Origin of the sequence: Paracoccus binzhouensis, assembly GCF_016446475.1 — a bacterium.
Lineage (GTDB): Bacteria > Pseudomonadota > Alphaproteobacteria > Rhodobacterales > Rhodobacteraceae > Paracoccus > Paracoccus binzhouensis.
The window spans coordinates 1-13,264 of the sequence record NZ_JAEHFP010000016.1; the positions used below are offsets into that span (position 1 = coordinate 1).

The 13,264-nt window shown below is 69.8% G+C and carries 12 protein-coding genes; 6 read left to right on the forward strand and 6 right to left on the reverse strand.

Going from position 1 to position 13,264, the window contains the following annotated elements; all coding sequences use genetic code 11:
- Positions 1-171: 171 nt before the first annotated feature.
- Together katG and I9P22_RS06240 are read right to left on the reverse strand one after the other, a co-directional pair.
- On the reverse strand, positions 172-2,349 hold the full coding sequence (katG, locus tag I9P22_RS06235; protein ID WP_199258496.1) for a catalase/peroxidase HPI: 2,178 nt from the start codon (positions 2,347-2,349) through the stop codon (positions 172-174).
- Positions 2,350-2,514: 165 nt separating this feature from the next.
- Positions 2,515-3,534: a LacI family DNA-binding transcriptional regulator gene (locus tag I9P22_RS06240; RefSeq protein WP_233253246.1), complete on the reverse strand. Its 1,020-nt coding sequence runs from the start codon at positions 3,532-3,534 to the stop codon at positions 2,515-2,517.
- A 167-nt stretch (positions 3,535-3,701) separates the two neighbouring features.
- On the opposite strand from I9P22_RS06240, the gene I9P22_RS06245 reads away from it, so the two are divergent.
- Genes I9P22_RS06245 through I9P22_RS06255 form a run of 3 tightly spaced genes read left to right on the forward strand, consistent with a single transcriptional unit; the run spans position 3,702 to position 7,182 of the window.
- The gene (locus I9P22_RS06245) at positions 3,702-5,063 is read left to right on the forward strand and encodes a uracil-xanthine permease family protein (RefSeq protein WP_199258498.1); all 1,362 of its coding nucleotides are present in this window, start codon (positions 3,702-3,704) and stop codon (positions 5,061-5,063) included.
- Positions 5,060-6,475, forward strand: coding sequence for an amidohydrolase family protein (locus tag I9P22_RS06250; RefSeq protein ID WP_233253247.1), 1,416 nt, complete (start codon positions 5,060-5,062; stop codon positions 6,473-6,475). Before I9P22_RS06245 ends, I9P22_RS06250 begins: the two co-directional genes overlap by 4 nt.
- Positions 6,472-7,182 carry a sulfite exporter TauE/SafE family protein gene (locus I9P22_RS06255; RefSeq protein ID WP_199258499.1) on the forward strand — a complete coding sequence of 237 codons (711 nt, stop codon included), beginning with the start codon at positions 6,472-6,474 and terminating at the stop codon, positions 7,180-7,182. The genes I9P22_RS06250 and I9P22_RS06255 overlap by 4 nt, the downstream gene beginning before the upstream one ends.
- Here the strand turns inward: I9P22_RS06255 and nagA are convergent.
- Genes nagA through I9P22_RS06275 form a run of 4 tightly spaced genes read right to left on the reverse strand, consistent with a single transcriptional unit; the run spans position 7,179 to position 10,922 of the window.
- On the reverse strand, positions 7,179-8,297 hold the full coding sequence (nagA, locus tag I9P22_RS06260; RefSeq protein WP_199258500.1) for an N-acetylglucosamine-6-phosphate deacetylase: 1,119 nt from the start codon (positions 8,295-8,297) through the stop codon (positions 7,179-7,181). The two genes, I9P22_RS06255 and nagA, sit on opposite strands and share 4 nt — an antisense overlap.
- Positions 8,297-9,322, reverse strand: a complete 1,026-nt coding sequence (locus tag I9P22_RS06265) for an SIS domain-containing protein (RefSeq protein ID WP_024842996.1) — start codon at positions 9,320-9,322, stop codon at positions 8,297-8,299. The genes nagA and I9P22_RS06265 overlap by 1 nt, the downstream gene beginning before the upstream one ends.
- Entirely contained in the window at positions 9,322-10,089 is a 768-nt protein-coding gene (locus I9P22_RS06270) for a GntR family transcriptional regulator (RefSeq protein ID WP_199258501.1), read from the reverse strand. Before I9P22_RS06270 ends, I9P22_RS06265 begins: the two co-directional genes overlap by 1 nt.
- A complete protein-coding gene (locus I9P22_RS06275; RefSeq protein ID WP_199258502.1) occupies positions 10,089-10,922 on the reverse strand; it encodes a BadF/BadG/BcrA/BcrD ATPase family protein in 834 nt (277 codons plus the stop codon). Before I9P22_RS06275 ends, I9P22_RS06270 begins: the two co-directional genes overlap by 1 nt.
- Here I9P22_RS06275 and I9P22_RS06280 point away from each other — a divergent pair.
- The 3 genes from I9P22_RS06280 to I9P22_RS06290 are packed head-to-tail and all read left to right on the forward strand — an operon-like array spanning position 10,921 to position 13,262.
- A complete protein-coding gene (locus I9P22_RS06280) occupies positions 10,921-11,079 on the forward strand; it encodes a hypothetical protein (RefSeq protein ID WP_199258503.1) in 159 nt (52 codons plus the stop codon). The two genes, I9P22_RS06275 and I9P22_RS06280, sit on opposite strands and share 2 nt — an antisense overlap.
- Entirely contained in the window at positions 11,076-11,954 is an 879-nt protein-coding gene (locus I9P22_RS06285; protein WP_199258504.1) for an N-acetylmuramic acid 6-phosphate etherase, read from the forward strand. Before I9P22_RS06280 ends, I9P22_RS06285 begins: the two co-directional genes overlap by 4 nt.
- Before the next feature lie 48 nt (positions 11,955-12,002).
- Positions 12,003-13,262: an ABC transporter substrate-binding protein gene (locus tag I9P22_RS06290; protein ID WP_199258505.1), complete on the forward strand. Its 1,260-nt coding sequence runs from the start codon at positions 12,003-12,005 to the stop codon at positions 13,260-13,262.
- Positions 13,263-13,264 lie beyond the last annotated feature (2 nt).

The following is a 13,264-nucleotide window of genomic DNA, read 5'->3' on the forward strand; positions in this document are numbered from 1 at the left end:
GCTCCCCCATACCTGCCTCAGCAAAAGGGAAGCACATCACGAGCAGGCCGGGAATCCTGAATCTTGATGCCCGCGATACGCTCTAGAATGAAACCGGGGCCGGAATCCGGCCCCGCCACTCGTCAACCCACATTCCGCCGCGCCGGAGCGCGGCGGACAGATCCGAAGGGATCAGGCTTCCAGGTCGAAGCGGTCGGCGTTCATCACCTTGGTCCAGGCGGCCACGAAATCGCGCACGAATTTCCCGGCATTGTCGTCCTGGGCATAGACCTCGGCATAGGCGCGCAGGATCGAGTTCGAGCCGAAGACCAGGTCCACTCGGGTCGCGGTGTATCGGGTCGCGCCGGTCTTGCGGTCGCGGATCTCGTAGAGGTTGTTGCCCACCGGCACCCAGGCATTGCCCATGTCGGTCAGGGTCACGAAGAAGTCGTTGGTCAGCGCTCCTTCGCGTTCGGTGAACACGCCATGCTTGCTGCCGCCATGGTTGGTGCCGATCACCCGCATGCCGCCCAGCAGCACCGTCATCTCGGGCCCGGTCAGGCCCATGAGCTGGGCGCGGTCCAGCAGCATCTCCTCGGGCGAGACGACGTATTCCTGCTTCTGCCAGTTGCGGAAACCGTCGGCCAGCGGTTCCAGCACGGCGAAGGATTCGGCATCGGTCTGCTCGGCCGTGGCATCGCCGCGACCGGGGGCGAAGGGCACCGTGATGTCGAAGCCGGCGGCCTGCGCGGCCCGCTCGACGCCCAGGTTGCCGCCCAGCACGATGACGTCCGCGAGGCTCGCCCCGGTCTCGGCGGCGATGGGTTCCAGCACCGACAGCACGCGGGCCAGGCGCTCGGGCTCGTTGCCCTCCCAGTCCTTCTGCGGGGCCAGGCGGATGCGCGCGCCGTTGGCGCCGCCGCGATGGTCCGAGCCGCGATAGGTCCGGGCGCTGTCCCAGGCGGTGGCGACCAGGTCCGAGGTGCTGAGCCCCGAGGCCGCGATCCGGGCCTTGACCGCCGCCACGTCGTAATCGCTGCGGCCGGCGGGGATCGGATCCTGCCAGATCAGGTCCTCGGCCGGGACGTCGGGCCCGAGATAGCGCGATTTCGGCCCCATGTCGCGATGGGTCAGCTTGAACCAGCCGCGGGCGAAGGCGTCGCTGAAGGCCTCGAAATCGTTCATGAAGCGCAGCGAGATCTCGCGATAGATCGGGTCCACCTTCAGCGCCATGTCGGCATCGGTCATCATCGGCATGCGGCGGACCTGCGGATCCTCGACATCGACCGGCTTGTCCTCCTCGGCGATCGAGATCGGCTGCCATTGCGAGGCGCCGGCCGGGCTGTGGGTCAGCGTCCATTCATGCCTGAACAGCATCTCGAAATAGCCGTTGTCCCATTTCGTCGGATGGGTGGTCCAGGCGCCCTCCAGCCCCGAGACCATGGTGTTGCGGCCGATGCCGCGGCCCTTGGTGTTCATCCAGCCGAGGCCCTGGTATTCCGGGCCGGCGGCTTCGGGATCCGGGCTCAGATCGGCGGGATTGCCGTTGCCGTGGCATTTGCCGATGGTATGGCCGCCGGCAGTCAGCGCCACGGTTTCCTCGTCGTTCATGCCCATGCGCGCGAAGGTCTCGCGCATCATGTTGGCGGTGGTCTGCGGGTCGGACTTGCCGTTCACCCCCTCGGGGTTGACGTAGATCAGGCCCATCTGCACCGCGGCCAGCGGGTTCGCGAGGCTTTTCGCGTCGGCCACGTCGCCATAGCGGTTGTCGCTGGGCGCGAGCCATTCCTTTTCCTCGCCCCAATAGGTGTCCTTCTCGGGGTGCCAGATGTCCTTGCGGCCGAAGGCGAAGCCGAAGGTCTTCAGGCCGGCGACCTCATAGGCCACGGTGCCCGCCAGCACGATCAGGTCGGCCCAGCTGATCTTGTTGCCGTATTTCTTCTTGATCGGCCACAGCAGGCGGCGGCCCTTGTCGGTGTTGACGTTGTCGGGCCAGCTGTTCAGCGGCGCGAAGCGCTGGTTGCCGGTATTGGCGCCGCCGCGGCCGTCCGAGGTGCGATAGGATCCCGCCGCGTGCCAGGCGACGCGGGCGAACATGCCGACATAGCTGCCGTAATCGGCCGGCCACCAGTCCTGGCTGTCGGTCATCAGCGCCCGCAGGTCGGCCTTCAGCGCCTCGACGTCCAGCTTTTTCAGCTCTTCGTGATAGTCGAAGTCCGGGCCCAGCGGGTTGGTCTTGCTGTCGTGCTGGTGCAGGATGTCGAGGTTCAGCGCGTTCGGCCACCACGACATGACCGAACTGCCCAGGGCGGTGTTCCCGCCATGCATGACCGGGCATTTCCCGGTCGTCTTGATGTCATTTCCGTCCATGCTGGCTCTCCTTTGCTGGGTCGCGCCGCGGCTGCGGCGCCGTTTTGACCGGGTGCGTATCGCGGCGCTTGGCCGGGCCGCGACGGATGGCTCTCCCGTTAGATATGCACTCCTTGCCAGATGGTTCTAGCAGTTCTGCGGATTATTAGAATTTATATTTATCAATCACGATGATAACTTTCCATTATCGTCGGCGACCGAGGATCGCCGCGCCACCAGCGTCGGCCGCGGCGCCTGCACCTGGCGCGGCTTGCCGTCGATGCGGTCCAGCAGCAATTCGACCGCCATGCCGGCGATCTGCGCCAGGTGCAGGTCCACGGCGGTCAGCGGCGGCGCGGCCAGCTTGGCGCGCAGCCCGTCATAGCGGGTGACCATGCGCAGGTCGCGGGGCAGGGCGCGGCCCAGCTCATGCGCGGCGGCCAGCGCGCCGCTGGCGAAGGCATCGACCGGCACCATCAGCCCGTCCAGTTCCGGCCGGACCTGCAGCAGCTCGCGCACCCGGGCGCGCGCCAGGTCCTCGCCGCCGGTCTCGTCCAGCTCCAGCACCTCGGGCGGCATGGCCCGGGCGGCGGCGAAATCGCGATAGGCGGCGCGGGTCTCGATCTGGCTGGTGCGCGGGCTGGTGCCGGTCACCAGCGCGATGCGGCGGCAGCCCTGCTGGTGCAGGTGGTCCAGCAGCAGCAGGGCGGTGTCGCGGGATCGCAGGTCGATGGCCGGGATGTCCTCGCGCCCCGGCACCTTGCCGATCGAGATCACCGGCGTGCGGCGGGCCTCGAAATGGCCGACCAGCGGGTCGTCGCAGGCCGGCTCGACCAGGATCACCCCGTCGAAGCCCAGCATGTCCAGGTTCTTTTCCGGCGGCTGCGGCGGGATCAGGCACAGCGCGATGTCGCGGGTCAGCGCCGAGATGGCCGCCGAGGCCGCGATCTCCATCAGGAAGCCCAGCCGCGACGGCCCGGCCGCGATGGCGAAGGGCATCGAGGAAGCCAGCGCGATGATCCCGGTGCGGCCGCTGCGCAGCCGTTGCGCGGCGCTGTTCGGGTGATAGCCCATCTCGCGCGCCAGGGCGTGGATGCGCTCGCGCGTCTCGGGGTCCACGTGGCGGCGGCCGCTGAAGGCATGCGAGACCGTGGTGGGCGAGACGCCCGCCGCCCGCGCCAGATCGGAAATGGTCGGTTTGCCCAATGCGTCCTCATTCCGGCATGATGCCTGATGGCAGGGAAGCACAGCCGATCCTGCCGGGCAAGCTGACACAAAACGATTTGTGCGAATCGCGATCCGTGTTATGCCAAAGGTAAGCAAACCGATTTGCATAAGGTTGCACCCCAGTAATCCACACAGGGAAGACAGAGATGACACATAGCGAAACTCCGCCCGTTGCCGCGCAGGAGCCGGCCGACGAGAAGCTGCCGCTGAAAAGCCTGCTGCTGTTCGGCCTGCAGCATGTGCTGGTGATGGCGGCCTCGCCGATCACGGCGGTGTTCCTGGTCGCGCAGACGCTGGGCTTCGACACGGCGCTGACGGTCTCGATCATCAGCGCCACCTTTCTGATTTGCGGGCTCGGCTCGATCCTGCAAAGCTTCGGGCCGGGGGGATTCGGCGCCCGGCTGCCCTTCATCATGGTGCCGGGCGGAGCGCCCATCGCCATCTTCCTGGCCATCGCCGTGCAGACCGACATCCAGACCGCGGTGGGCGCGGTGCTGATGACCTCGGTCTTCTATTTCCTGGCGCTGCCGGTGTTTCGCCGGCTGCTGCGCTTCTTCCCGCCCATCGTGGTCGGCACCATGCTGCTGCTGGTGGCGGTGAACCTGGTCAAGATCTATGGCGGCACCATCACCGGGCGCTCGGGCGAGGCGAATTTCGCCGATCCGGTCAATGTCGGGCTGGCGCTGGCGACCATCGGCCTGACGGTGTTGTTCTCGCGCATCTTCACCGGCACGCTGCAGCGCATCTCGGTCATGCTGGGGCTGATCGCCGGCACGCTGCTGGCCGCCGCCCTGGGCCGGATCGAGCTGGCCGGGGTGATGCAGGGGCCGCTGATCGGCGTGCCGCAGCTGTTTCCCTTCGGCATGCCGAAATTCGACCTGATCGCCTCGCTGCCGCTGATCGTCTTCTCGGTGATCTCGATGGCCGAGGCGACCGGCCAGACCATTGCCACCGCCGAGATCGCCGGCCGCAAGGGCGACGCCCATGCCATCGTGCCGCGCACCATCCGCGGCGATGCCGTGGCCTCGCTGGCCGGCGGGCTGTTCGGCACCTCGCTGATCATCACTTCGGGCGAGAATGTCGGCATCGTCCGGGCCACCGGCGTGAAGTCGCGCTATGTCACCGCCATGGCCGGGGTGATCCTGGTGGTGATCGCGCTGATCGCGCCGGTCTCGCGGCTGGCCAGCGCCCTGCCGGGGCCGGTGGTCGGTGGCACCGCCGTCATCGTCTTCTCGATCATCGGCGTGATCGGCATCGACCTGCTGGGCCGTGTCGATCTGCGCGGGCATGGCGCGATGTTCACGCTGGCCTCGGGGCTGGCGATGGGGCTGATGCCGATCCTGGTGCCGGGGATCTACAGCCAGTTCCCGCAATGGTCGCAGATGATCCTGGGCAACGGCCTGGCCATGGGCACGATCACCGCCGCCGTCGTCAACGCCCTGTTCCAGCTCAGCGCCCCGCGTGGCGCCCCCGAACCCGCCCCCGAACCCATCAAGGAGAACGCATGATGCAGGACCTTCGCCCGTCCTTCGACCTCAAGGACCTTGCGCAGGCCGGCGAGGTGATCGTGAAGCCCGGCCGCCTGCTTCTGGAGACCGGCCCGCGCGAAGGCATGGCGGTGCTGCTGCGCCACGGGCGCTTTGCCGAGATCGACGAGGCCGCGGCGCTTTGCGCCCGGCATCCCGGCCTGGCCGCGGCCGATCTGCCCCGGCACCTGCTGATGCCCGGCTTCATCGACAGCCACACGCATCTGACGCAGTCGCTGGGCAAGTCGCTGGTCTTCGGCGAGCCCTCCGAGATCTTCCGCCGCATCTGGGTGCCGCTCGAGGGCAGCCTGGACGAGCACATGGTGCATCTGTCCTCGCGGCTGGCGGCGCTGGAATGCCTGCGCGGCGGCTTCACCACCGCCGTCGATGCCGGCACCCGCTCGGCCGGGCATATCGGCCGGCTGACCGAGGCCGCGCACGAGACCGGGCTGCGGCTGGTCGTCGGCCAGATCTGCAACGATCTGGGCGGCGCCGCGCATGTGCCCGAGCCCGAGCAGATCGTCCGCACCGCCGAGGCGCATCTGGCGCGCTGGCGGGGTGATGCGCTGGTGCATCCGTCGCTGGCCATCTCGATCCCCGAGGCGGCCAGCGACGCCATGCTGCGCCGCATCTCGGCCATGGCGGCCGAGGCGGGGGCGATCTTCCAGACCCATGTGAACGAGCATCTGGTCGCGGTCGAGCGCTCGCTGGTCGCGCATGGCCGCCGCCCGCTGGAGCATCTGGCGCATCTGGGCGCGCTGGGGCCGCAGGTGCTGATCGCGCATTCGACGCTGGTCACCCCGCAGGAACTGAACATCCTGCGCGACACCGGCACCGCGGTGGCCTACAACCCCGTGGCCTCGGTCTGGAAGGGCAATGCCATCGCCCCGGCGCTGCAGATGGCGGCGCTGGGGGTGCGCTTCGGGCTGGGCACCGACGGCACCCGCGCCGACGGCTTCCGGCTGATGGATGCGGCCGAGGCGCTGCAGCGCGCCGGCTACGGCCTCGCCTCGGGGGACAATTCCTGCGGCGCGGGCTGGCTCTGGCTGCAGGCCGCGACCGCGATGGCGGCGGATGCGGCGGGGCTGGGCGCCGTCACCGGCCGCATCGCCGAGGGGCTGGCCGCCGATTTCCTGCTGGTCGATCTGGACCGGCCGGAATTCACCCCCTCGCACGATCTCAGCTGGGAACTGGTGCGCTACGGCAATCGCGACCAGATCGACGCAGTCTTCACCAACGGCCGGCTGCGGCTGCTGCACGGCTGGCCGGTCGACTGGGACGCTCGCGCGCTGCTGGAGGAGGTTCGCGCCCTTGCCGCCCCCGCCATCGCCGGGGCGCCGATCCAGCGCATCCATCCGACCGCCGACAGCCAGCTTGCGGCGAGGGCGTCGTGACCCTGGCGACCTTCCTGCTGCTGTCCGGCGTCGTCGCGGCTGCGGCCTTCGTGCAGGGCGCGGTCGGCATCGGCTTCGCGCTGATCATCGCCCCGGTCTTCGGGCTGGTCGATGCCAGCTACCTGCCGGTCACGCTGCTGCTGCTGATGCTGCCGCTGAACTTCCACGTCGCCTGGCGCGAGCGGGCCTCGATCGACCGGCGCGGCGCCAGCTGGATCACGCTGGGGCGGTTCTTCGGCACCTTCCTGGGCATGTGGGTGCTGATCGCGCTGTCGGTGCGGCAGCTGGAACTGGCAGTGGGGCTGTTCACCATCCTGGCGGCGGTGATCGCGCTGGTCGCGCGCCCCTTTGCCCCGCGCCCCGGCCCGGCGCTGGGGGTGGGCCTGTTCACCGGCGTCACCGAGACCGCGACCGGCATCGGCGGCCCGCCGCTGGCGCTGCTCTACCAGCACAGCTCGGGGCCGGTGCTGCGCTCGACCGTCGCCACCTGCTTCCTGGTCGGAGAGCTGATCTCGCTGGTGGTGCTGGCCGTGGCCGGGCGGCTGCACCTGGACCAGGCGCTGGCCGCGCTGTGGCTGACCCCGGCGGTGCTGCTGGGCAGCGCCCTGTCGCGCGTGGTACATTCCCGCATCAACGGTCCGTCGCTGCGGCTGGCGGTGCTGGTCTTCGCCATCGTCAGCGGGCTGGTGCTGATGCTGCGCGGCTAGAGCCAATGCTCGCGCAGGCCGAAATCCTCGGCCAGCAGCACCAGATCGGCCGCGCGGCCGGGGGCCAGGGCGCCGTAACGGTCCTGCAGGTTCAGCAGCGCCGCCGGGATGGCCGAGGCCATGCGCAGCGCCCGTTCCGGCGCGATGCCGACCTGATGGACCAGAACGCCGATGGCCTGCGGCAGCGTCAGGTCGGCCCCGGCCAGCGTGCCGTCGGCCAGGGTCAGCCGTCCGTCGCGGCGCAGCACCTTGCGGCCGCCCAACTCCATCTCGGTCAGGTCGGTGCCGGCAAAGGCCATGCAATCGCTGACCAGGAAGATGCCCTCGGGCCGCGCGCCAAGCGCCAGCCGCATCACCGCCGGATGCACATGGATGCCGTCGGCGATCAGCCCGGCGCCGGCCTCGCCGGCCAGCACCGCGCCGGCCAGTCCCGGCGCGCGGTTGCCGATCTGGCTCATGGCGTTGAACAGATGCGTGGCGCAGCGCGCGCCGGCGGAAAAGGCGGCCTGCGCCTGTTCGAAACTGCAATCGCTGTGGCCCAGGCTGACCACGGCGCCAGCCCCGGCCAGCGCCGCGATCTGCTGCGGGCTCGCCGCCTCGGGCGCCAGCGTCACCATCAGCGCCGGCAGCCGGCGGGCGGCCTCGCAAAGCCGGGCCAGATCCTCGTCCGTCATCGGCCGGATCAGCGCCGGATCATGGGCGCCCTTGCGGCGCGGGTCCAGATGCGGCCCCTCCAGATGCAGGCCCAGGAAGCCCGGCACCCCGGCCTCGGCCGCGGCGATCCCCAGCGCGATGACATGGGCGGTGGCCTCGGGCGTGTCGGTGATGAGGGTGGGCAGCACGCCCGCGGTGCCAAGCGCCCGATGCGCGGCGCAGATGCGGCGCAGGCCCTCCAGGTCGGTCGTGCCGTCCAGCATCAGCCCCCCGCCGCCGTTCACCTGCAAATCCAGGAAGGCCGGCGCGAGGATGCCCGACACCGCCCGCCTCCCCTCGGCCGGTGCCTCGGGTTCGGGCAGGATCGCGGCGATCTTTCCCGCCTCGATCACCAGCGCATGGCCATCGAGGAAACGCGCGCCGTCGAAGATCCGCGCCCCGGTCAGGACCTCGCGCGCCATCACACCGTCTCCGTCACCTTGCGCAGATGCGGCGGCGTGTCGGGGTCGAAGCCGCGTCGCCGCGCCAGCCCCTCGATGAAGGCGTAGAAGCCGGCGATGGTCACCAGCGGCGCCACCAGCGGATGCAGCCCGGGGACCGAGGGCAGGGTGACGGCACCCCCGACCTCGGTGCCGGTCACGAACACGTCTGCGCCCTGCGCCGCCAGCCGCTCGGCCGTGGCCTTGAGCTGGGGCAGGGCGGCATCCTCGATCCCCAGCGCCAGAACCGGGAAGCCGGCCTGCACGATGGCGGCCGGGCCGTGCAGAACCTCGGCGGCGGAATAGGCCTCGGCATGGATGCCCGAGGTCTCCTTGAATTTCAGCGCCGATTCGCAGGCGATGGCGAAGCTGGGGCCGCGGCCCAGCACGAAGGCCGAGCTGGCCCGCGCCAGCCGCGCCGATAGCGGCGACCAGTCCAGCCCGACGGCCTGTCCGAACGCTTCGGGCAGGGCGGCGACGGCATCCTGCAAGGCATGATCCTCGCGCCATTCCGCCAGCAGCGACAGGCCGGCCAGCACCGAGCAGACGAAGGTCTTGGTGGCCGCGACGCTTTTCTCCTCGCCCGCCTGCAAGGGCAGGCAATGGGCCGAGACCTGCGCCATCGGGCTGTCCTCGACATTGGTGATCGCGATGGACAGCGCCCCGCCCTGACCCGAGGCGCGCATCATCTCGACCCCGTCCGGGCTGCGGCCGGATTGCGAGATGCCGATGCAGGCCGCCTTGCCCAGCCGCAGGGGCCGGCGATAGATCGAGGCGATGGAGGGGCCGACCGAGGCGACCGGCACCCCGGCCTCCAGCTCGATCGCGTATTTCAGATAGGTCGCGGCGTGGTCCGAGGATCCCCGCGCCACCGTCACCACCAGATCGGGGTCCTTGCGGCGCAGGGCGCTGGCGGCGTCCGCGACCGCATCGCGCGAGCGTTCCAGGAATCGGGCTGCGGCTTCGGGGATCTCGGCCACTTCGCGCGCCATATGCGTCTGGCTCATCACGGGTTCCTTTCGCCTTCCGGGGCAAGTTTCAGTTCCACGGCGAAATCATAGGCATCGCCGCGATAGAGCGAGCGGGTGAACTCGACCACCTTGCCCGAGGGCAGGTAGGAGATGCGTTCGATGCGCAGCCCGGCCACGCCGGGGCTGACGCCCAGCAATTCCGCGTCCTTGGCGTTCAGGTTCGCGGCCGAGATGCGCTGCACCGCCCGCACCGGCCGCAGCCCGCGGTCCTGCAGCACCGCGTAAAGCGAATCGGTGACGCCATCGGGATCGGGTAGGATGGCCTGGGACAGCGAGGCGCGCTCGATGGCCAGCGGCACCCCGTCCGAGCTGCGCACCCGCTCCAGCCGCGCCACCTTCTCGCCGACGCCGAGGCCAAGCGCCATCACCTCCTCGGGCGCCGGGGCGTGCAGGCCGCGCGCGATCCAGCGGCTTTCGACGCTGCGGCCGCGCCGGGCCATGTCCTCGGTGAAGGATGTCAGCAGCGACAGCGCCTGCTCCAGCTTCTCGACTTTCGGCGCCACGAAGGTGCCCGAGCCGCGCTTCTGCACCAGCTGCCCCGAGGCGACCAGTTCCGCCACCCCCTTGCGCACGGTGACCCGCGACAGGCCGGTCATCGCCGCCAGCTCGCGCTCGGACGGGAGGCTGTCGCCGGGTTGCAGCCGCCCCGAGGCGATGGCCTCGGCGATCAGCCGATGCAGTTGCAGGTAAAGCGGCCCGCCGCCGGTTTCCTCGAAGGCCTCGGGGGTGAACAGCTCGCCCATCACGCCTCCTGCCGGGCCAGGTGCAGCGCCCCGTCCAGGCCCGAGCCCCTGGGCGCCTCGATGCGCCACAGCCCCTGCAGGCGGGCGGCGTAATGCGTGCCCAGCCCGCCCAGGAACACCACCGGCAGGTCGCGGCCGGCTTGCAGCCTGTCGATCATGGCGCGGATCTCGGCCACGGCGGCGGCAAAGATGCGCTCGCCCGCCGGATCGGTGCCGGGAATGATGCGCGGCGCGAATTGCGCGAACTCGGCCGGCCGGGCGCGGAAGCCGAAGGAGATCACCCCCTCGATCCCGCCCAGCTCGTCCAGCACCGCCTGCAGCAGCGGGGTCATCGGCGCGAAGCCGTCCTCGGCGCGCAGGGCCTCGGCCAGCAGCGCCCGGCCCAGCACCGCGCCGCTGCCCTCGTCGCCCAGGACGAAGCCGCGGCCGCCATATTGCCGCATCTCGCCGCCGATCTGCACCGCGAAGACCGAGCCGGTGCCCATGGCGGCGACGATGCCGTCCCCGCCCCCCAGCGCGCCGGTGGCGGCGGTCACCGCATCGGTGACGATGCGCGTGCGGCGAAAGGGCAGCATGGCCCGAAGGCTGCGGGCGGCGGCGGTGACATTGGCCCCGGCCAGGCCCAGCACCGCGGTCAGCTCGTCCAGATGGCCCTGTCCGGCGTCCTGAAGCGCGGCGCGGGCGGCGGCGAGGATGTTGGCGCAGGCCCCCTCGGTCTCGACCGAGATATTGGCCGGCCCGGCCGCGCCCTGGCCGATGATCCGGCCCGCGCCGTCCGCGATGGCGGCGCGGCAGCCGGTGCCCCCTCCGTCTATGCCCAGGAAATATGACATGGCGACTCCCTTTGGCTGCACGATACCAAAACAATACCAAAAGGGAAGAGCTATTTTTGGAATCGCCGGGAAACGCCGATTTCAGGCGGGATTGAAGAAGGGTCTTTACAAGTGGTATTGTTTTGGCATTATCAGCGGAACAGGGGGAATCACATGACCGCATCCGGCACCGAGGCAAGGCATCCGGCATCCGCAGGGCTTCACGCCCGCCCGGGCGGCGAGGTGCTGCGCGTCCTGCTGGACGCGCAGGTCGCGGCGCTGGCGGCGTTGCAGCCCGCGCTGCCGGCGCTGGAGCGTGCGGCCGAGGCCGCAAGCGCCGCGCTGCGCCGGGGCGGCAGGCTCGGCTATGCCGGGGCCGGTTCCTCGGGGCTGATGGCGCTGGCGGATTGCCTGGAACTGGCCGGCACCTTCGGCATCGCGCCGGAGCGCACGCCGATGATGTTCGCTGGCGGGGCCGAGGCGCTTCTGCATCTGCAAGGCAGTGTCGAGGACGACCCGCAACTCGCGCTGGCCGACCTGGACCGCGCCGGGCTGGCGGCGGGGGATGTGCTTCTGTGCCTCTCGGCCTCGGGGCGGACGCCCTATGCGCTGGCGATCTGCGCGGCGGCGCAGGAACGGGGGGTGACCGTGGCCGGCCTTGCCAATGTGGCGGGCTCGGCCCTGCTGGAGCGCGCCGACATCCCGGTGCTGATCGAGACCGGGGCCGAGGTGGTTTCCGGCTCGACCCGCATGGGCGCGGCCACGGCGCAGAAGGTGGCGCTGAACATGCTGTCTGTGCTGGTGGCGATCCGGCTGGGTCATGTCCATGACGGCTACATGGTCAATCTGGTGGCCGACAATATCAAGCTGGTGGACCGCGCCGCCCGCATCGTCGCCGCCGTGGCCGGGGTCGGGCGCGACGCGGCCGAGGCGGCGCTGTCGCACACCGGCGGCGCGGTCAAGCCCGCCATCCTGGTCGCGCGCGGCATGACGCCCGACGCGGCCCGGGCGCGGCTGGCCGAAACCGGGGGCCTGCTGGCCCCGCTGATATGATTGCAACCGGAGGGTCCGCGAGAGACCCGATGCCGAAGGGAGAAGACCATGACCAAGACCATCCGCCTGGCGCTGCTGGCCAGCACCCTGCTGGGCAGCGCCGCCTGGGCCCAGGACGTGACGCTGACCATCGAAAGCTGGCGCAACGACGACCTCGCCATCTGGCAGGAAAAGATCATCCCGGCCTTCGAGGCGGCCAATCCCGGCATCAAGATCAATTTCGCGCCCTCGGCGCCGCCGGAATACAACGCGGTGCTGAACTCCAAGCTGGATGCGGGCTCGGCCGGCGACCTGATCACCTGCCGGCCCTTCGACGCCTCGCTGGAGCTGTTCAAGAAGGGCAAGCTGGCCGATCTGAGCGATCTGGCGGCGATGGCGAATTTCTCGGACGTGGCGAAATCGGCCTGGCAGACCGATGACGGCAAGCAGACCTTCTGCGTGCCGATGGCCTCGGTCATCCACGGCTTCATCTACAACAAGACCGCCTTCGAGGAGCTGGGCCTCACGCCGCCCAAGACCGAGGCGGAGTTCTTTGCGCTGCTCGACAAGATCAAGCAGGACGGCACCTATATCCCGATGGCCATGGGCACGGCGGACCAATGGGAGGCCGCGACCATGGGCTATCAGAACATCGGCCCGAACTACTGGAAGGGCGAGGAAGGCCGCAAGGCGCTGATCGAGGGCACCTCGAGCCTGACGGATGAGCCTTGGGTCGCGCCCTTCCGCCAGCTGGCGAAATGGAAGGACTATCTGGGCGACGGGTTCGAGGCGCAGACCTATCCCGACAGCCAGAACCTGTTCACCCTGGGCCGTGCAGCGATCTATCCGGCCGGGTCCTGGGAGATCGGCGTCTTCGGCCCGCAGATCGGCGGGGCCTTCGAGATGGGCGCCTTCCCGCCGCCGGTCCCGGCCGAGGGCGACAAGTGCTATATCAGCGACCACACCGACATCGCGCTGGGGATGAACGCGGCGACAGAGCATCCGGAAGAGGCCAGGAAGTTCCTGGAATGGGTGGGCTCGTCGGAATTCGCCACGCTCTATGCCAATGCGCTGCCGGGCTTCTTCTCGCTGAACGCGGCCCCGGTCGAGATGCAGGACCCGCTGGCGAAGGAATTCGTGTCCTGGCGCGAGAGCTGCGAGCCGACCATCCGCTCGACCTACCAGATCCTGTCGCGCGGCACGCCGAACCTGGAGAACGAGACCTGGACCGCCTCGGCCAATGTCATCACCGGCGCCGAGACGCCCGAGGCCGCGGCCGAGCGGCTGCAGCAGGGCCTGGCAAGCTGGTATGCGCCGCAGCAGAAGTGATC

Excerpts from the sequence above, each read along its gene's own strand:
- I9P22_RS06280 (WP_199258503.1), top strand. The coding sequence starts at position 10,921 with ATGGCGACTCCCTTTGGCTGCACGATACCAAAACAATACCAAAAGGGA.
- katG (WP_199258496.1), bottom strand. The coding sequence starts at position 2,349 with ATGGACGGAAATGACATCAAGACGACCGGGAAATGCCCGGTCATGCAT.
- I9P22_RS06290 (WP_199258505.1), top strand. The coding sequence starts at position 12,003 with ATGACCAAGACCATCCGCCTGGCGCTGCTGGCCAGCACCCTGCTGGGC.
- I9P22_RS06275 (WP_199258502.1), bottom strand. The coding sequence starts at position 10,922 with ATGTCATATTTCCTGGGCATAGACGGAGGGGGCACCGGCTGCCGCGCC.
- I9P22_RS06250 (WP_233253247.1), top strand. The coding sequence starts at position 5,060 with ATGATGCAGGACCTTCGCCCGTCCTTCGACCTCAAGGACCTTGCGCAG.
- I9P22_RS06245 (WP_199258498.1), top strand. The coding sequence starts at position 3,702 with ATGACACATAGCGAAACTCCGCCCGTTGCCGCGCAGGAGCCGGCCGAC.
- nagA (WP_199258500.1), bottom strand. The coding sequence starts at position 8,297 with ATGGCGCGCGAGGTCCTGACCGGGGCGCGGATCTTCGACGGCGCGCGT.
- I9P22_RS06270 (WP_199258501.1), bottom strand. The coding sequence starts at position 10,089 with ATGGGCGAGCTGTTCACCCCCGAGGCCTTCGAGGAAACCGGCGGCGGG.
- I9P22_RS06265 (WP_024842996.1), bottom strand. The coding sequence starts at position 9,322 with ATGAGCCAGACGCATATGGCGCGCGAAGTGGCCGAGATCCCCGAAGCC.
- I9P22_RS06285 (WP_199258504.1), top strand. The coding sequence starts at position 11,076 with ATGACCGCATCCGGCACCGAGGCAAGGCATCCGGCATCCGCAGGGCTT.